The sequence below is a fragment of the Lelliottia sp. CFBP8978 genome, assembly GCF_034046055.2.
GTDB lineage: Bacteria > Pseudomonadota > Gammaproteobacteria > Enterobacterales > Enterobacteriaceae > Enterobacter.
In genome coordinates this window covers 4,073,590-4,092,310 of the sequence record NZ_CM188253.1, presented here as the reverse complement: position 1 = coordinate 4,092,310, position 18,721 = coordinate 4,073,590, and the positions used below count along the sequence as shown (strand labels likewise).

17 protein-coding genes are annotated in these 18,721 nt (G+C 54.9%); 5 read left to right on the top strand and 12 right to left on the bottom strand.

The annotated features are described in order from the left end of the window. The first annotated feature begins 5 nt into the window (after positions 1–5). Positions 6–2,093 carry a 4-alpha-glucanotransferase gene (gene malQ, locus SOM82_RS19300; RefSeq protein ID WP_320460977.1) on the top strand — a complete coding sequence of 696 codons (2,088 nt, stop codon included), beginning with the start codon at positions 6–8 and terminating at the stop codon, positions 2,091–2,093. 36 nt (positions 2,094–2,129) lie between these two features. Here the strand turns inward: malQ and gntT are convergent, their stop codons facing one another. From gntT to gntX, 3 genes are all read right to left on the bottom strand, one after another. Further along, complete coding sequence (gene gntT, locus SOM82_RS19295; protein ID WP_154128017.1) at positions 2,130–3,446, bottom strand: gluconate transporter; 1,317 nt, start codon at positions 3,444–3,446, stop codon at positions 2,130–2,132. A 300-nt stretch (positions 3,447–3,746) separates the two neighbouring features. Next, positions 3,747–4,322, bottom strand: a complete 576-nt coding sequence (gene nfuA, locus SOM82_RS19290; protein ID WP_320460976.1) for a Fe-S biogenesis protein NfuA — start codon at positions 4,320–4,322, stop codon at positions 3,747–3,749. Positions 4,323–4,383: 61 nt separating this feature from the next. Next, positions 4,384–5,067 (bottom strand): DNA utilization protein GntX, encoded by a 684-nt coding sequence (gntX, locus tag SOM82_RS19285; RefSeq protein WP_320460975.1) that lies wholly within the window; start codon positions 5,065–5,067, stop codon positions 4,384–4,386. A 35-nt stretch (positions 5,068–5,102) separates the two neighbouring features. Between gntX and bioH the strand changes: the two genes are divergently transcribed. Then, a complete protein-coding gene (gene bioH, locus SOM82_RS19280; protein ID WP_320460974.1) occupies positions 5,103–5,876 on the top strand; it encodes a pimeloyl-ACP methyl ester esterase BioH in 774 nt (257 codons plus the stop codon). A 111-nt stretch (positions 5,877–5,987) separates the two neighbouring features. Next, positions 5,988–6,257: a YdgH/BhsA/McbA-like domain containing protein gene (locus SOM82_RS19275; protein ID WP_154128010.1), complete on the top strand. Its 270-nt coding sequence runs from the start codon at positions 5,988–5,990 to the stop codon at positions 6,255–6,257. Positions 6,258–6,297: 40 nt separating this feature from the next. Here SOM82_RS19275 and feoC read toward each other — a convergent pair whose 3' ends face one another. The 5 genes from feoC to greB all read right to left on the bottom strand — a co-directional run bounded on the left by feoC (position 6,298) and on the right by greB (position 12,357). Continuing rightward, on the bottom strand, positions 6,298–6,537 hold the full coding sequence (feoC, locus tag SOM82_RS19270; protein ID WP_154128008.1) for a [Fe-S]-dependent transcriptional repressor FeoC: 240 nt from the start codon (positions 6,535–6,537) through the stop codon (positions 6,298–6,300). 10 nt (positions 6,538–6,547) lie between these two features. Then, positions 6,548–8,866, bottom strand: coding sequence for a Fe(2+) transporter permease subunit FeoB (gene feoB, locus SOM82_RS19265; protein ID WP_320460973.1), 2,319 nt, complete (start codon positions 8,864–8,866; stop codon positions 6,548–6,550). 30 nt (positions 8,867–8,896) lie between these two features. Beyond that, on the bottom strand, positions 8,897–9,124 hold the full coding sequence (gene feoA / locus SOM82_RS19260) for a ferrous iron transporter A (protein ID WP_154128003.1): 228 nt from the start codon (positions 9,122–9,124) through the stop codon (positions 8,897–8,899). A gap of 341 nt (positions 9,125–9,465) precedes the next feature. Further along, positions 9,466–11,796 (bottom strand): Tex family protein, encoded by a 2,331-nt coding sequence (locus tag SOM82_RS19255; RefSeq protein WP_320460972.1) that lies wholly within the window; start codon positions 11,794–11,796, stop codon positions 9,466–9,468. A gap of 87 nt (positions 11,797–11,883) precedes the next feature. After that, on the bottom strand, positions 11,884–12,357 hold the full coding sequence (gene greB, locus SOM82_RS19250; protein WP_154127999.1) for a transcription elongation factor GreB: 474 nt from the start codon (positions 12,355–12,357) through the stop codon (positions 11,884–11,886). Between the two features lie 230 nt (positions 12,358–12,587). Between greB and ompR the strand changes: the two genes are divergently transcribed. Then, the gene (ompR, locus tag SOM82_RS19245; protein ID WP_001157751.1) at positions 12,588–13,307 is read left to right on the top strand and encodes an osmolarity response regulator transcription factor OmpR; all 720 of its coding nucleotides are present in this window, start codon (positions 12,588–12,590) and stop codon (positions 13,305–13,307) included. Continuing rightward, complete coding sequence (envZ, locus tag SOM82_RS19240) at positions 13,304–14,650, top strand: two-component system sensor histidine kinase EnvZ (RefSeq protein ID WP_154127997.1); 1,347 nt, start codon at positions 13,304–13,306, stop codon at positions 14,648–14,650. The genes ompR and envZ overlap by 4 nt, the downstream gene beginning before the upstream one ends. A gap of 80 nt (positions 14,651–14,730) precedes the next feature. Here envZ and pckA read toward each other — a convergent pair whose 3' ends face one another. The 4 genes from pckA to yrfG form a co-directional block, all read right to left on the bottom strand. Next, positions 14,731–16,347: a phosphoenolpyruvate carboxykinase (ATP) gene (gene pckA, locus SOM82_RS19235; RefSeq protein WP_154127995.1), complete on the bottom strand. Its 1,617-nt coding sequence runs from the start codon at positions 16,345–16,347 to the stop codon at positions 14,731–14,733. Between the two features lie 339 nt (positions 16,348–16,686). Continuing rightward, a complete protein-coding gene (gene hslO / locus SOM82_RS19230; protein WP_154127993.1) occupies positions 16,687–17,565 on the bottom strand; it encodes an Hsp33 family molecular chaperone HslO in 879 nt (292 codons plus the stop codon). Positions 17,566–17,588: 23 nt separating this feature from the next. Then, the gene (hslR, locus tag SOM82_RS19225; RefSeq protein WP_154127991.1) at positions 17,589–17,990 is read right to left on the bottom strand and encodes a ribosome-associated heat shock protein Hsp15; all 402 of its coding nucleotides are present in this window, start codon (positions 17,988–17,990) and stop codon (positions 17,589–17,591) included. Further along, positions 17,987–18,670 carry a GMP/IMP nucleotidase gene (gene yrfG, locus SOM82_RS19220; RefSeq protein WP_154127989.1) on the bottom strand — a complete coding sequence of 228 codons (684 nt, stop codon included), beginning with the start codon at positions 18,668–18,670 and terminating at the stop codon, positions 17,987–17,989. The genes hslR and yrfG overlap by 4 nt, the downstream gene beginning before the upstream one ends. Positions 18,671–18,721: the final 51 nt, after the last annotated feature.

The window sequence follows — 18,721 nt, the reverse complement described above, 5'->3', positions numbered from 1 at the left end:
GCGCGATGGATAGCAAACGTCTGGATAATGCCGCGCTGGCGGCGGGGATCAGCCCCAGTTACATCAATGCTCACGGCAAACCACAGTCAATTGGCGCTGAAACCAAAAGACGTTTGCTGGACGCTATGCACACGGCAAAACCCGTCGCGAAAGCGGCGGTAGCGGCCATCCCGGTGGTGAAGGTGTACACCGCGGGTAAAAAAATGCCGTTGATGGTGGAAGGCCGCGGCGAGTTTAGCTGGCTGCTGACCACCGAAGACGGGCAGTTGCATAAAGGCCACGCGACGGGGGGAAAGACGCTCAACCTGCCGACAAAACTGCCCGAAGGCTATCACACGCTGACGCTCACTCAGGAGGATCGGCGTTTCCATTGCCGGGTGATTGTCGCGCCGAAACGCTGCTACGAACCGCAGGCGCTGCGCGAAGGTAAAAAACTGTGGGGCGCATGCGTCCAGCTGTATACGCTGCGTTCTGACGACAACTGGGGGATTGGCGACTTTGGCGATCTGAAAAAGATGCTGGCCGACGTCGGGGAGCGCGGCGGCGCATTTATCGGCCTGAACCCGATTCATGCTCTCTATCCGGCGAATCCGGAAAGCGCCAGCCCCTACAGCCCATCGTCTCGCCGCTGGCTGAATGTGATTTATATCGACGTCAACGCGCTCGATGATTTTAAGCACAACCCGCAGGCCCAGGAGTGGTGGACGTTGAGCACCACGCAGAAGGCGCTGAAACAAGCCCGCGATACCGACTGGGTGGACTACGCCACCGTTACGGCGCTTAAAATGGCCGCACTGCGCATGGCGTGGAAAAGCTTCGCAACACGCGACGACGACCAGATGAAAGCGTTTCGCCAGTTCGCCCTTCAGGAAGGCGAAAGCCTTTACTGGCAGGCGGCGTTTGACGCGCTGCATGCGTATCAGGTGAAAGAGGATGAAATGCGCTGGGGCTGGCCGGTGTGGCCCGAAGCGTATCAGTCGGTCGATTCCGCAGAAGTGAAAGCCTTTTGTCAAAAGCACGCGGATGAAGTGGATTTTTATCTGTGGCTACAGTGGCTGGCTTACAGCCAGTTCGCAGACTGCTGGCAGGTCAGCCAGGGCTATAAGATGCCGATTGGCCTGTATCGCGATCTGGCGGTTGGCGTGGCGGAAGGCGGGGCGGAAACCTGGTGTGACCGCGAATTATACTGCCTGAAAGCCTCGGTCGGTGCGCCACCGGATATCCTCGGCCCGCTGGGTCAGAACTGGGGGCTGCCGCCGATTGACCCTCATGTCATGGTCGCGCGGGCTTACGAACCGTTTATCGATTTGCTGCGCGCCAACATGCAAAACTGCGGCGCACTGCGCATCGACCACGTGATGTCTGTGCTGCGACTGTGGTGGATCCCTTACGGTGAAACGGCGGATCATGGGGCCTATGTCCAGTATCCGGTGGATGACCTGCTCTCCATCCTCGCGCTTGAAAGCAAGCGTCACAGCTGCATGGTGATTGGTGAAGATCTCGGCACCGTGCCGGTTGAAATTGTCAGCAAACTGCGCGACAGTGGCGTTTACTCCTACAAAGTACTCTATTTTGAAAGTGACCATGAGAAGACGTTCCGTTCGCCGAAAGCGTATCCTGAACAATCAATGGCTGTCGCGACAACGCATGATCTTCCTACGCTGCGAGGCTATTGGGAAAGCGGTGATCTCACGCTCGGCAAAACGCTAGGGCTGTATCCTGACGAAGTGGTGTTGCGCGGGTTATATCAGGATCGCGAACTGGCGAAACAAGGTTTGCTGGATGCGCTGCACAAATATGGCTGTTTGCCGAAACGCACCGGGCGTAAGGCCTCGCTAATGGCAATGACCGCGACGTTAAACCGTGGGATGCAGCGTTATATCGCCGACAGCAACAGTGCGTTGCTCGGTCTGCAACCGGAGGACTGGCTGGGAATGGCGGAGCCGGTCAACATTCCTGGAACCAGCTATCAGTACAAGAACTGGCGGCGCAAATTATCCACCACGCTTGAGAAGATGTTTGCCGATGAAGGGGTGAACAAGCTGATTAAGGATTTGGATAAGCGCAGAAAGGCCGTCGTCAGGAAGCCATAAAACAAAAAACCCGCCAACCGGCGGGTTTTTTTTGGCTTAAACCACCATTCCCAGCAGCAGACACCCTATCAGGCCGCACACCGAAATAATCGTTTCCAGCATTGACCAGGACTTGATGGTCTCGCCAATGGTCAGGTTGAAATACTCTTTGAACAGCCAGAAGCCCGGATCGTTGACGTGAGAGAAAATCACGCTACCGGAACCCACCGCGATAACCATCAGCTCCGGGCTAACGCCTGTTGTCGCAATCAGTGGCGCAACGATACCACCCGCGGTGATGGCCGCAACGGTCGCGGAACCCAGAGCAATACGCAGAACCGCAGCAATAGACCACGCCATCAGAATCGGCGAGATGTTGGTTTCATGCATCATGGACGCGATGTATTTATCAACGCCGCTATCCACCAGAACTTGCTTGAACGCACCGCCGCCGCCAATGATCAGCAGCATCATGGCGATAATCTTGATGGCGGAGGTCAACGTGTCGTTGATCTGATCCATCGAACGACCGCGATTCAGGCCGAAGGTGAAGAGGGCAATCAGAACGGCAATCAGCGTTGCCATTACCGGGTCACCGAGGAACTCTGCAACGGAGAGGAATGCGTGACCTTTCGGCAGCACCATTTCCGCCACGGCACGCATCGCCATCAGCACTACCGGTACCAGAGAGGTCCAGACGCTGACGCCAAAGCTCGGCATCTCTTCGTCGGTAAAGGTTTTCGCGCTGTACAGACCTTCAGGGATCGGCTTGTCGATGCCTTTCAGGCAGCGGGCAAACACCGGGCCGGCCAGGATAACCGTCGGGATCGCCAGAATGGTACCGAACAGCAGGGTTTTACCCATATCCGCGTGGAAAATGGTCGCGATAGCGGTTGGACCCGGGTGCGGCGGCAGGAAGCCGTGAGTAACCGAAAGCGCAGCAGCCATTGGCACACCCACATACAGCAGCGGGATGTTAGCCGCCGCAGCGATGGTGAAGACCAGCGGCAGCATCAGCACGAAACCGACTTCATAGAACAGCGCGAAACCAACGGTAAAACCGGTTAATACCACCGCCCACTGAATATGCTGTTTACCAAATTTGGCAATCAACGTGGTCGCGATACGCTGCGCGCCACCGCAGTCTGCCAGCATTTTTCCGAGCATGGCGCCAAAGCCCATGATCAGCGCCAGGCTGCCGAGCGTTCCGCCCACACCTGCTTTAATTGAGCTGATGACTTTCACCAGCGGCATGCCTTGCATCAAACCGACTGCAAGTGCCACCAGAACCAGAGCGATGAAGCCGTTCAGTTTGAAACGGATCATCAAGAGCAGTAATAAGACAACACCGATAGCGACGATAACTAATGGCATGATTAACCTGGCCTATGAATTGTTATGGGTAACGTCATTGTTTCAACGACAATTTTCCGGTTGTCCCAACTGGGAACAGAGAAGAAACGGCACTCATGCTGATTGCCTGTTAAACGGTTAAGTTTAGACGGCTGTTATGAGGGTGCTTAGTGCCCACGCGAATGATACGGGTAACATAGGCCGATTGAGAATCACCCGGACGGGCAAAATTTGAATTATGAGACGCAGGTCATGTTATGGCGGGGAAGGGGCAAAGCATGCCCGGCAGGACAGGGCCTCCGGGCACGAACAGACAGGAACTTAGTAGTACGAGTGCTCGCCGCGCTGGTGTTCGGTCAGATCGCGTACGCCTTTCAGCTCAGGGAATTCGCCCAGCATCTGCTTCTCGATCCCTTCTTTCAGCGTGACGTCAACCATGGAACAGCCGTTACAGCCGCCGCCGAATTGCAGAATCGCCAGACCGTCTTCGGTGATCTCCATCAGCGTGACTTTACCGCCGTGGCCCGCCAGCTGCGGGTTGATCTGGGATTGCAGCAGGTATTCCACACGCTCCATCAGCGGTGCGTCTTCAGACACTTTACGCATTTTGGCGTTTGGCGCTTTCAGCGTCAGCTGGGAGCCCAGCTGGTCAGTCACAAAATCAATTTCCGCGTCGTCAAGATACGGCGCGCTTAACTCATCGACATAGGCGGTGAGCTGCTCAAATTTCAGGGCAGTGTCAGATGCTTCCACAGCGTCCGGAGGACAATAAGAGACACCGCATTCTGCATTCGGAGTGCCTGGATTAATCACAAACACGCGGATCTGCGTCCCTTCTTCCTGATTTGCCAGCAGTTTGGCAAAGTGTGATTGTGCAGAATCGGAAATACGGATCATAGCTTTGGCCTAATAGTTGACTAAATTACCTGGGTATAATAATACGCCCATCGGAAAAGGGCTACAAGGTACGACATAAACACCATACCTGAACCGACGCCGCGCCGCTTTGCAAAAGCAGTCGGGAAAGCTCCGCCACGGTGCTGCCGGTCGTAACGACATCATCCACAATCGCGATATGGCGCCCTTTTACCGGCAATTCAAGGCGAAAGGCGTTTTTAAGGTTCCTTTTGCGTAATCGCGCGCTGAGCTGGTGCTGGATCGCCGTGGCGTGGATCCGTTTCAGCGTCTGCGGATGCCAGGCACAGCGCAGCCAGCGGGCGAGGGGACGACACAGCAGGTCGCTTTGATTATAGCCGCGACGCCAGTGACGGCGAGAGTGGAGCGGCACGCTGATGAGCAGATCAACCCGTGGCAAGGCCCGCGTCCGCCTTGCGTGCATAACCCTCAGCAATAACAGGCGTGCAAGCGGCTGGGCCAGCTGGCTCTGAGCGGAAAACTTGAGCTGGTGGATCAGGCCGCTCAGAGGCTGAATATAGTCACTCACCGCCACCAAATCGCTCCAGAGTGGGGGTTTTTGCAGGCATCTTCCACAGGGCATTTTTTCATTGTTGGCGGGTAAACCGCACTGCGGACAACAGTGAATGCGGGTTTTGACCGCCCGCGTGCAGACTGAGCAAATTCCCCAGCGGCTTAGCCTGAGCGGCATTCGGCATAGCCAGCATAAGCCGGGCACTGTTAGCATGAGCAACCTCCTTGTTAAAAAGAGAACAATAACCGATGAAGAATCTTTGGTGGCGGACCGTGGGGACGGGAAATTGTCATCTTGTGCTGCTGCACGGATGGGGACTGAACGCTGAGGTGTGGCATTGCATACAAGCGGAACTGGCCTCGCATTTTACGCTGCATCTGGTGGACCTGCCTGGATTCGGGCGCAGCCGTGGTTTTGATGCCATGCCGCTCGATGAGATGGCGCAACGCGTTCTTGAGTACGCGCCGCAAAAGGCGATCTGGCTCGGCTGGAGTCTGGGGGGATTGGTGGCAAGCCAGGTTGCTCTCACGTACCCGGAGCGGGTTCAGGCGCTGGTGACCGTTGCGTCATCTCCTTGCTTTAGCGCGCGTGATGAGTGGCCTGGCATTAAGCCAGAGGTTCTGGCGGGGTTTCAGCAGCAGCTCAGTGACGATTTCCAGCGCACGGTTGAGCGCTTTCTGGCGTTGCAAACCCTGGGAACGGAAACGGCGCGGCAGGATGCGCGAATGCTGAAAAACACGGTGCTTTCCCTGCCCATGCCGGAGGTTGACGTGCTCAACGGCGGTCTTGAGATTCTGAAAACCGTCGACCTGCGCGAACCGCTGGCTGCGCTTGCGATGCCGCATCTGCGCATTTATGGCTATCTGGACGGACTGGTTCCGCGCAAAATCGTGCCCCTGCTGGATGATTTGTGGCCGCAGAGTGAATCACTGGTGATCGCCAAAGCGGCACACGCGCCTTTCATTTCGCATCCGACAGAGTTTTGCGCTGCCCTGACGGCGTTAAGTGAGCGTTTTGCTTAATTATTATTTGTTCCGCTGGAAAAAGTGACATACCGCAACAATACTCAAAGTATCGTTGCGGCTATTCAGCCTTCGATGATCAAAACAACAATCCTATGGAGAGTCATTGTTATGAAACTGATTAAAGGTATTGTCACATCTCTGGTTATCGGATCGATTTCATTTGGCGTGTTTGCAGCGAAAGAACTGGAAAAAGATAAAGTGAAAGAGATGAACCTGACGAAACTGGGTGAAATCTCCACCTCAAGTACATCGGCCCCGATGGATGCCCGCAAAGAGTTGTCGAAAAAAGCGGATGAGCTGGGCGGAACGTACTATGTGGTGACCAGCGCAGAAAAAATGGAGAAAGACGTTCGCGCCACCGCGGATGTTTATAAGTAATCCGATAACACCGGGTGAGGCTGTGCTCACCCGGTCATTTTTATCCGCGCAGTGTCCACCACTCGCGCAGACAGGCTTTCCCTTGCGGGCAGCTTTTGCAGCTACCGGACAGACAGCCGTCAGCCTCTTCCCTGATACGCATCGCCTTACCCATGGCTTCCAGTCTTTCGAGCATGGCATCGATCATCGGCTGTGGGGTATGCAGGGAATGGCTTAACTGTTTTGCCTCCATTCTTCCCTGCAGCGCCAGTAAATCGCGAACCTGAATGATTGATGCCATTTTCCACCTCTTAGTGACAGTCGCCAGCCGGGCTGTTACAGCAGGTTGCCGCCGTTTTATTCGTTGCCAGCAGATTGACGTCGATGCGGCTTCGCGCCCGGCGCAGTAATCCCAGCACAACCACGTTAAACAACACCACCGCCAGAATGCACACTAGGCTGTAGCGCGGGTGTTGACTGAAGTTAGTGGCCTGATAGAACACGGTCGCCAGTGAATAAGCGATGTTCAGTCCCCACAGCACCGAGAAGCCCATCCAGCTACGGCTGGACTCGCGCGCAATCGCCCCCATCACTGAAATGCAGGGAATGTAGAGCAGGACGAAGATCAAATAGCTGTAGGCCGCCGAGGCGCTGCCAAACTTCTGGCTCATCACGCCCATCGCACCCGTCGCCATTTCGCCATCGCCTTTACTGGCTTCGATGGGGTTGGCCAGCACGCTGAGGCTGAAGGTATCTTTCAGGCTCTGCCAGGTCTCATCAACGGCACTGACCAGCTCGTCGCCGAGATGGAATTCAGCCGGATTAAACGCCTCTTCCTGAATATTTTCTGCGGTGTAGAGGGTGTTCAGCGTCCCGACGACCACTTCTTTCGCCATCGCACCGGTGAATAGACCGACGGTGGCCTGCCAGTTATCTTCATGTACGCCAATCGGCTTGAACAGCGGCGTAATGACACGGCTGACAGAGGCGAGCGCAGAGTCGTTAATGTTATCGGCGGCGTCACCGTTTAGCGTAAAGCTATTCAGTGCGCTAAGGAAAATACTGACGATCACGATGACTTTACCGGCGCGCAGCACAAAGCCTTTCAGGCGCTGCCAGGTCTGAATCAGCAGGCTCTTAATATGCGGCACATGGTAGACCGGCAGCTCCATCACAAACGGAGACGCTTCGCCGCGCATGATGGTGTGTTTGAGCATCAGCCCGGTGAGGATCGCCATGACGATACCCAGCACATACAACGAGAAGACGGCCAGCGCCCCTTCCTGGCCGAAGAATGCCGCTGCAAAGACGGCAAAGATCGCCAGACGAGCGCCGCAGGACATAAACGGCGCCATCATGATGGTCATCAGCCGCTCACGCGGGGCATCAAGGGTACGCGCTCCCATCACGGATGGCACATTACAGCCAAAGCCAACAATCAGCGGCACAAAGGATTTACCGGGCAGACCCAGCGCCTGCATCAGGCGGTCCATCACAAAGGCCGCGCGGGCCATATAGCCGGAATCCTCAAGGAAGGAGAGGAACAGGTACATCATCCCGATCTGCGGCACCAGCGGCAGAACGGTATTGATACCGCCACCCAGCCCCTGCGCGAGGAAAATCGTCAGCCATTCCGGGAAGTGCAGCGTGTAGCCGAGCCATTGCAGGCCGTGAATAAATATAGCCACCGAACCCACATCGAAAAGCGGCTGTAGCGCGCCGCCGATATTGATGGCGAGCAGGAACATCACATACATCACCAGCAGGAAGACGGGCAGGCCGAGGAAGCGATTGAGAATAATTTTATCCACTGCCGCAGTGAAACGGCTCGGTTCGGCGGTCAGGGTATTGCTCACCACGTCGCAAATGGCCGCGATGCTTTGATAGCGGGCATCAGCGATATGCAGGGCCGGATCGTCAAGCTCCTGATTGAGACGCGCCAGGGCGATGTCCAGCTTATCTGCGGCGTCGCCTGCATAGCTGCGGCTATAAATATCACCTTCAAGCATTTGCAGGCCAAGCCAGTGCCGCTGTTTTGGCGGCATGGTCCGGGACATCTCCTGCGCCAGATATTCGGCTTCGCGCAGCAGCGGTTGGGCGTAATGCACCAGTTCGATATCGGTATTAGCTGAATGACGGTCGATCGCCAGTTTCAGCGCATCAATCCCGCGAGCGCGGGTGGAGACCAACGGGACAACCGGGCAACCGAGCCGGGCGGAAAGCGCGTCAATGTCGATGCGGATCTTTTGCTTTTCAGCAATATCGAGCATGTTCAGCGCGACGATGCACGGAATACCCAGCTCCAGCAGTTGCAGCGTCAGATAGAGATTGCGCTCAAGGTTGGAAGCATCCACCACGTTAATCAGTAAATCGGCGTCGCCGCTCAGAATATAGTGACAGGCGATCTGTTCATCGAGCGAGGTTTGCGAAGAGATGGTGGTCAGTGAATAGGTGCCGGGTAGATCGACCAGCGTAACCTGATGGTCTGTTGTCGGGAACTGGCCTTCTTTTCTTTCTACCGTCACACCTGCCCAGTTCCCCACGCGCTGACGTGCGCCGGTTAACTGATTAAATAAGGTTGTCTTGCCGGAATTAGGATTACCAATTAAGCCAATGGTTAATTTTTTCATTGTTTTAGACTCGGAATATCGGCTGGCGATTTATCGGATCAACGCTTCGACTTCTAATAAGGCGAGGTCTTTCTTACGTAATACCAGATTGACGCGTCGGGTTTCGATATGCACCGGATCGCCCAGCGGCGCAATGCGAACCACCTGGAAAGAAGAGCCTGGCAGCATGCCTAATGACAGCAGTTTCTGACGATACGCCGGGCTAATTTCGCGGGCAAAGCCGGTAATTTTCCAGGCACTGTCGGGAGTGAATTGCATAGAGACCACTTTGACCAAAGGTTAAATAATCAACAGATCTGATGATAATGAGAATGGTTTCTATCGGCAATATATAAAATGTGACGGAATGTTCATATGGCTATTAATCAGAGCAGTGTTTGACCTTGCTCAATATTTATTGAAATGGTGAATAAGGTATAGATAATTAATTTGTTAACTAAGTGATAACCGACGGTTTAAATATGGATATGCAATCGGTTCCATCCTTTCTCATTAAATGAGTGAGTACGTTCTTATTTATTTCTTTCAATGCCGAATGTCAGTGGGAAGTGGCGTTTGCCCGGTAAGCGTAAGGCTACCGGGCAAACCTGGTGACGGGACTAGCGTTTCTTGCCCATTGCCGCCGCCAGCGCATCCATCATCGCGCTGTTGCCCGCAGGCTGGGCTTCACGTCCGCGCGGTTTGGCCGCTTTTGCTGCCGGACGAGACTGCTCGCGTCCGCCACCCGCGTTGCCGCGACGGGCATTGGTTTCACCGGGCTGTTCGTCAAGACGCATTGTCAGCGCGATACGCTTACGCGGCATATCCACTTCCAGCACTTTTACCTTCACGATATCGCCAGCTTTAACCACCGTGTGGGGGTCTTCAACAAATTTGTCGGCCAGGGAGGAGATATGTACCAGACCATCCTGATGCACGCCAATATCCACAAACGCGCCAAAGTTGGTCACGTTGGTCACAGCGCCTTCCAGCACCATGCCAGGCAGCAGATCCTTCATCGTTTCTACGCCTTCGGCAAATTTCGCCGTTTTAAACTCAGGGCGCGGGTCACGGCCTGGTTTTTCCAGCTCTTTAATGATGTCGGAAACGGTCGGCACGCCGAATTTCTCGTCGGTAAAATCGACCGCTTTCAAATCGCGCAGGTTGGCGCTGTTGCCCATCAGGTCTTTCAGGGCCTGCTGCGTGGCTGCCAGAATACGCTCCACGACCGGATAGGCTTCCGGGTGAACGGTTGAAGCATCCAGCGGGTTGTCACCGTGGTTAATACGCAGGAAGCCTGCGCACTGTTCGAAGGCTTTCGGCCCTAAACGGCTGACTTTCAGCAGCTGCTGACGGTTCTGGAACTGGCCGTTCTCATCGCGCCAGGAAACGATATTTTGCGCCATCATGCGCGTTAATCCGGCCACGCGCGTCAGCAGCGCAACGGAGGCGGTATTCAGATCCACGCCGACGGCGTTCACACAGTCTTCCACCACGGCATCGAGTTTGCGCGCCAGCTGCGTTTGGCTGACGTCGTGCTGATACTGGCCTACACCGATCGATTTCGGATCGATTTTCACCAGCTCGGCCAGCGGATCCTGAAGACGACGCGCGATGGAGACTGCGCCGCGCAGGGAGACGTCCAGGTCCGGGAACTCCAGAGCCGCCAGCTCAGAGGCGGAGTAAACGGATGCGCCGGCTTCGCTGACGATCACTTTCTGGGCGGTGACTTTCGGGAACTGTTGCTGCACGTCCAGGAAGAAACGTTCGGTTTCGCGGGACGCCGTGCCATTACCAATCGCCACCAGCTCGACGTTGTATTTCTCGCACAGCGCGGCCACCGCGACCGCTGCTTTTGCGGCCTGTCCGGTGTGCGGATAGATGGTGTCGGTCGCGACCAGTTTACCGGTGCCATCAACGACGGCCACTTTCACGCCGGTACGCAGGCCCGGATCGAGGCCCATCGTCGCGCGTAGGCCCGCGGGAGCGGCCATCAGCAGGTCGTGCAGGTTACGGGCAAAGACGTTAATCGCTTCATCTTCAGCGCGTTCGCGCACGGTGCCCATCAGTTCGGTTTCGAGGTGCATCAGCACCTTAATGCGCCAGGTCCAGCTCACCACGCCTTTGCGCCAGCTATCGGCGGGGGCGTTATTCAGCCGCAGACCGAGATGGTCGGTAATAATCTGTTCGCAGTGGCTCTCTTTCGGTGGCTCATCGAACTGCGGATCGGCATTGAGAGAGAGTTGCAGCACGCCTTCATTGCGGCCGCGGAACATCGCCAGCGCGCGGTGCGACGGTGCTGTTGCAATCGGTTCGTGATGATCGAAGTAGTCGCGGAATTTCGCGCCTTCTTCCTCTTTTCCGCTGACGACCTGGGAGACGATATGCGCGTTCTTCCACAGATAATCACGTACTTTTGACAGCAGGGCGGCGTCTTCGGCAAAGCGCTCCATCAGGATATAGCGTGCGCCATCGAGAGCGGCTTTGGTGTCTGCCACGCCTTTATCAGCGTCGATGAAGGTTGTGGCTGCAGTGTCTGGATCGTGAGAAGGCTCGTTCCACAGCAGATCGGCCAGTGGCTCCAGCCCCGCTTCAATCGCAATCTGCCCGCGGGTGCGGCGTTTAGGTTTGTACGGCAGATAGAGATCTTCGAGCTCGGTTTTGCTCATCGTCCCGTTAATGGCACCCGCCAGCGCGTCGGTGAGCTTACCCTGTTCGCCGATAGATTTGAGAATAGCCTGGCGGCGATCTTCCAGCTCACGCAGGTAGCCCAGACGGGTTTCCAGGTTACGCAACTGCGTGTCATCCAGACCGCCGGTGACTTCCTTACGATAACGTGCAATAAACGGCACGGTGTTCCCTTCATCAAGCAGGCGAACGGCAGCTTCTACCTGTTCGGCCCTGGCCTGAAGTTCACCCGCAATAATGCGGCAGAGCGAATCTTTCATCATGGCTTTATCATCTACTGGATCGAAAATAAGGGGGATAGTTATACGGACTGGCTGGCAAAAATACCAGCCACGGAGGCCGCTCTCGGACTATTTTACGTACGTAATTTCGTTGACGTACCAGCTTGCTTCGCCGCCTGGCGTCTGGACGACAGCTAAATCGCCGACCTCCTTTTTCAGCAGCGCGCGGGCCATCGGAGAGTCAATGGAGATGTAATCCTTACGACCAAAAATTTCATCGTAGCCGACGATGCGAAAACGCCGGGTATCCCCGTCATCGTTTTCGATTTCGACCCATGCGCCGAAGAAGACTTTGCCTTCCTGTTGAGGGGAGTAATCAACAATTCGCAGGTTCTCAAGGCATTTGGTCAGATAGCGTACCCGGCGATCGATCTCGCGCAGACGTTTTTTATTGTACTGATAGTCGGCGTTTTCGCTGCGGTCGCCAAGGCTCGCCGCCCATGTCACCTTTTTGGTCACCTCAGGACGTTCTTCTCGCCACAGGTAGTCCATCTCTTTTTTCAGTTTTTCGTACCCTTCACGGGTAATCAGCTGCGTTTTCATGGTATGACCTTAAGACTTAACTCAGTAACTTGCCTTGCGCACAATATGTACCCCTTAGCTTAACAGACAAGATTAATAATGAGTTATGTGATGAAATGTGCAGATAAGCTTCTGTTAAATATGCTTTGTAACAATTTCGACTAGAATTTATACCAGAATTAGCTGGTCGTAGACGCGGACTTTTTTAGAATACGTACTGAAATAGAATCCGGACCTTTGGGAGTACACATATGCAAGAGAATTATAAGATTCTGGTGGTCGATGACGACATGCGCCTGCGTGCGCTGCTTGAACGTTATCTGACCGAGCAGGGCTTCCAGGTTCGCAGCGTGGCGAACGCCGAACAGATGGATCGCCTGCTGACTCGTGAATCGTTCCACCTGATGGTGCTCGATTTAATGCTCCCTGGCGAAGACGGGCTCTCCATCTGCCGCCGTCTGCGCAGCCAGAGCAACCCGATGCCGATCATTATGGTCACGGCGAAAGGGGAAGAAGTTGACCGTATCGTGGGCCTGGAAATTGGTGCCGACGACTACATCCCGAAACCGTTTAACCCTCGCGAACTGCTGGCGCGTATTCGTGCTGTGCTGCGTCGTCAGGCTAACGAACTGCCGGGCGCACCGTCTCAGGAAGAAGCGGTCATCGCGTTTGGTAAGTTCAAGCTGAACCTCGGCACGCGCGAAATGTTCCGCGAAGATGAGCCTATGCCATTAACCAGCGGTGAATTTGCGGTCCTGAAGGCGCTGGTCAGCCACCCGCGTGAGCCCTTGTCCCGCGATAAACTGATGAATCTGGCGCGTGGCCGTGAATACTCCGCAATGGAGCGTTCCATCGACGTGCAGATTTCTCGTCTGCGTCGCATGGTGGAAGAAGATCCTGCGCATCCTCGCTATATTCAGACCGTTTGGGGTCTGGGCTACGTATTTGTGCCGGACGGTTCTAAAGCATGAGGCGAATGCGCTTCTCACCGCGCAGTTCTTTTGCCCGCACGCTGTTACTGATTGTCACCTTGCTGTTCGTCAGTCTGGTGACGACGTATCTGGTGGTACTGAACTTCGCGATTTTGCCGAGTCTCCAGCAGTTCAATAAGGTTCTGGCTTACGAAGTGCGTATGCTGATGACCGATAAACTGCAGCTGGAGGACGGCACGCAGCTGGTCGTTCCTCCTGCGTTTCGTCGTGAGATTTACCGCGAGCTGGGCATTTCGCTCTACTCGAATGAGGCGGCAGAAGACGCAGGTTTGCGGTGGGCGCAACATTACGAATTTTTAAGTCATCAGATGGCGCAGCAGCTGGGTGGTCCAACGGAAGTGCGCGTTGAGGTCAACAAAAGCTCGCCGGTTGTCTGGCTGAAAACCTGGCTGTCACCCAATATCTGGGTGCGTGTCCCGCTAACCGAAATCCATCAGGGCGACTTCTCGCCATTATTCCGCTACACCCTGGCGATTATGCTGATGGCGATAGGCGGCGCATGGCTGTTTATCCGTATTCAAAACCGACCCCTTGTCGATCTTGAGCACGCTGCTTTGCAGGTGGGGAAAGGTATTATTCCGCCTCCGCTCCGAGAATACGGTGCGTCTGAGGTGCGCTCGGTGACCCGTGCGTTCAACCACATGGCAGCGGGCGTTAAGCAGCTTGCAGACGATCGTACGCTGCTGATGGCCGGGGTGAGTCACGATCTGCGAACGCCGCTGACGCGCATTCGACTGGCCACAGAGATGATGGGCGAAGAAGACGGTTATCTTGCGGAGTCCATTAATAAGGACATCGAAGAGTGTAACGCCATCATCGAGCAGTTCATTGATTACCTGCGCACCGGGCAGGAGATGCCAATGGAGATGGCGGATCTGAACGGCGTGCTGGGTGAAGTGGTGGCAGCGGAAAGCGGCTATGAACGTGAAATCGACACGGCGCTGCAAGCGGGCGAAATCCAGGTGCGCATGCACCCGTTGTCCATCAAACGTGCGGTCGCGAATATGGTGGTGAATGCTGCCCGTTACGGTAACGGCTGGATTAAAGTCAGCAGCGGTGCGGAGCTTCATCGCGCCTGGTTCCAGGTCGAGGATGACGGTCCGGGGATTAAACCTGAACAGCGTTCGCACCTGTTCCAGCCATTTGTACGCGGCGACAGCGCGCGCAGCACCAGCGGGACCGGATTAGGGCTGGCGATTGTGCAGCGAATTATTGATAACCATAACGGCCTGTTGGAAATTGGCACCAGCGAGCGGGGCGGTTTGAGCATCCGCGCATGGTTGCCTGTACCGGTGACGCGCGGACAGGTGAAAGAGAGTTAACAAAGCCGCATCGAACAATCCTTTCTCCCCTGAGGAAGAAAACATAAAAAAACGGTAACCCTTGGGTTACCGTTTTGCTTTTACCGTGGTCCGGCACTGACTAACGCAGCGCCTGCTGGCGTATCGGTATACTTCTCAAAGTTCTCAATAAACAGCTTCGCGAGTGTTTCCGCTTTTTCCTGCCACTGTTCCGGTGAGCCGTAGGTGTTGCGCGGATCGAGGATATGCGTATCAACACCCGGCAGTTCCGTTGGGATCGCCAGATCGAAAATCGGCAGAGTAAAGGTTTCAGCATCGTCCAGCGAGCCATCAATGATGGCGTCGATAATGGCACGCGTATCTTTAATTGAGATACGTTTGCCCGTACCGTTCCAGCCGGTATTCACCAGATAGGCCTGCGCGCCAGAAGCCTGCATGCGTTTTACCAGCACCTCGGCATACTGCGTTGGGTGCAGCGACAGGAACGCCGCGCCAAAACAGGCTGAGAAGGTTGGCGTCGGTTCAGTCACGCCGCGCTCGGTTCCCGCCAGTTTTGCGGTAAAGCCAGACAGGAAGTGATATTGCGTCTGGGTTGCCGTCAGGCGCGATACCGGCGGCAAAACGCCAAAGGCATCAGCGGTCAGGAAAATCACTTTCGAGGCGTGGCCCGCTTTTGACACCGGCTTCACAATGTTGTCGATGTGATAAATCGGGTAAGACACGCGGGTGTTTTCGGTCTTCGAGGCATCGTCAAAATCGACCGTTCCGTCTTCACGCACGGTGACGTTTTCCAGCAGCGCATCGCGGCGGATGGCATTGTAAATATCCGGTTCGGCTTCAGGTGACAGGCGAATCGTTTTGGCGTAGCAGCCGCCTTCGAAGTTGAACACGCCGTCATCGTCCCAGCCGTGTTCGTCATCGCCAATCAGGCGGCGTTTCGGGTCGGTGGACAGGGTCGTTTTGCCAGTACCAGACAGGCCAAAGAACACCGCCACATCGCCGTCATCGCCGACGTTGGCGGAGCAGTGCATCGACGCAATGCCCTGCAACGGCAGCAGGTAGTTCATGACCGAGAACATCCCTTTCTTCATTTCGCCGCCGTACCAGGTGCCGCCAATCAGCTGGATGCGCTCGGTCAGGTTGAAGGCGATAAAGTTTTCCGAATTCAGGCCTTGCGCTTTCCACTGCGGATTGGTGCATTTTGCACCGTTCATCACGATGAAATCCGGTTCGAAATCCTGTAATTCTTCATCGGAAGGGCGAATAAACATGTTCTTCACGAAATGCGCCTGCCAGGCGACTTCGGTAATAAAGCGAACGGAGAGGCGGGTGTCGGCATTGGCGCCACAGAAGGCATCAATGATGAACAGACGCTTACCGGAAAGTTGATGAGTGACGAGTCCTTTCAGATGCTGCCAGGTGTCCTGGGAGAGCGGTTTGTTGTCGTTCTTCCCTTTACCCTTGTCAGCCCACCACAGCGTATCGCGGGTGGTGTCGTCACGGACAATATACTTATCTTTCGGCGAACGGCCGGTAAAAATACCGGTGTCCACGGCGATAGCACCAGTGTTCGTCAACACACCTCGCTCGTATCCTTCCAGTGCTGGATTGAGCTCTTCCTGATACAGCGTATCGTAATCGGGGTTGTAGACGATTTCCTGGACGTCGTTGATACCATAAGCCTTGAGATCTTGCGGGGTTAAACCTTTAACACGCATATCACTGCTCCTTAGCCAATATGTACTGCCTGAAATTGTAGGGTTTTTCTTAGGATGTTAACCGCGACGGGGCTCATAGATTTACGTATCCGGGCAAAACCCTTACTAACCGAAAACGCTGTGACTCCTGTCACGAAGCAGGGCGGATTATCGCAGGAATCGCTTTTTAGTTGGGGGAAATGTTCTTAAAAGGTTAAATGCCAGTGAATTTAACCAGAGGAATGTGAATGTAATCGCATACATGTAAGAAAATTACGTAAGAGTTACATCGCGAAGAACGATTCAGCAAGAAGGGAATTTTTACCCCTCAGCAGACTGTGAGGGGTAAGGGAAAAAAGATTAATGCACTTGCGGATCGGCTGGAGAGGCGTTATTGCGGATTTCGGCAATATCCATCGAGTTGAAGACGTAATGAGAACCGCAGTAATCGCAGTTCATATCAATTTCGCCATCTTCTGCCATGATGCTGTCGATCTCTTCATCCGGAAGCGTACGCAGCGCGCCGGCACAGCGTTCACGGGAACAGGTGCATTTAAACTCAACGTCCTGCGGATCGTAAAGCGTGACCTCTTCTTCGTGATACAGACGCCACAGCACTTCGTTGGCTGGCAGCGTGAACAGCTCTTCCGCTTTGATGGTTTCAGTCAGCGTCGCCAGATGTTCAAAATCGTTGCCCTGGGCGTTCTGTGCGGGCAGCACCTGCAGCAGCATACCGCCAGCCGCCAGTTGACCGTCCACTTCTCCGGTGCGGATAAACAGGCGCGTTGGCAGCTGTTCGGAGCGCAGGAAGTAATCTTCCAGGCAAGCCGCGAGGGTGTCGCCTTCGAGACCAACAACGCCCTGATAACGCTCGCCCTCTTCAGGGGTAATGGTGATCACCAGGAAACCATTGCCAACCAGCGTTTTCAAATCGGCGCCTTCCGGGACTTCGCCCTGCACGCGCGCAACACCCCGCATCTGCTGCTGGTTATTGCCGTTAATGACCGCCAGCGTCATCGGACCATCGCCTTGCAGCTGTACGGTGATATCACCGGCGAATTTCAGCGTCGCGGTCAGAAGGCTGGTGGCCACCAGTAGTTCGCCGAGGATATTTTTTACCGGCTGCGGATAGGCGTGGTTTTCGAGGATCTGTTTCCAGGTCTCAGAGACGGTTACCAGTTCGCCACGAACGGCAAATTGCTCAAACAGATAGCGGTGTAATTGGTCGTGTTGGGCCATAATTTTCTCTCTTCAAACGGCGACTATTCATTTTCGCCGTATTTAAATTTCATCAGATCGCGACGTTCTTTTTTGTCCGGTCGTCTGTCGGGGTGCGGCATGGTCAGGGCATTCATCTTGCGTGCCAGCGCCACTTTTTCGCGCTTTTCAACGCTTTGGACAGTCTCTTCGTACAGTTCAACAGCTTCGGTTGCCGGACGACGATGCTCAGTAATGGCTTTAATCACGACTGTTTTTTCATCGTTACCCTGACGCAATGTCAGGGTGGCATTCAGCTCGACAAGTTTACTCGGCTTGCTGCGCTGCCCGTTGTAATGCACCTTTCCGCCTTCAACCATTTCGCGGGCAAGGGCGCGGGTTTTATAAAAACGGGCCGCCCATAGCCATTTATCCAGTCTTACCCCATCAGAGGGCTTCTCTTTCATGGCTTCTCCTTCACGCTGAGTGAGGGGATCATTCGGCGATAGTCATTCAGCGCCGGATGCCGCAGATAGCTTTTTTCAGCCTGGCCAGAATCAGGGTTGGTCACACCCAGACAATAGCGAATACCGAATGTCGCCGCCGCATCCAGAATTGGTTCGCTGTCATCAATGAACAGCGTTCTTTCTGGCTGTAAACCGGTCTCTTCCGCGACGGCCTGCCACAATCGTTGATCCTCTTTCGGATAACCAAATGTGTGGGTGGAAAGCAATAAATCAAGGTGCGACGATAATCCGGTATGTTCCAGCTTGACTGCCAGATTATGCGGATGCGCGTTGGTCAGCAAAATACGGCGTTTACCGCTCGCTTTCAGCGCATCCAGAAAAGGCACGGTATCGTCGCGCAGAACCGCGTGTGGCCCCTGAGCGGTGGTCATGGCGCAAATATCCAGACCCAGACGTTCGCTCCAGTAATCCAGGCAGTACCAGTTTAGCGTATGCTGGACGGCGTGATACTGCTGGCGAATGTAATCCTGCGCTTCTGCCGGAGAAATGCCCTGCTGCGCACCATAGGTTTCAGGTACCAGCTTTTGCCAGAAATGGGTATCGAATGCGAGATCGAGCAGCGTGCCGTCCATATCCAGCAGGACGGTATCAACGTCCTGCCAGGCGATATCAAGATGCATGAGGGGGAACTCTCCAGCCAGAAGAAACGTGCGCGACAGGGTAGCACAACT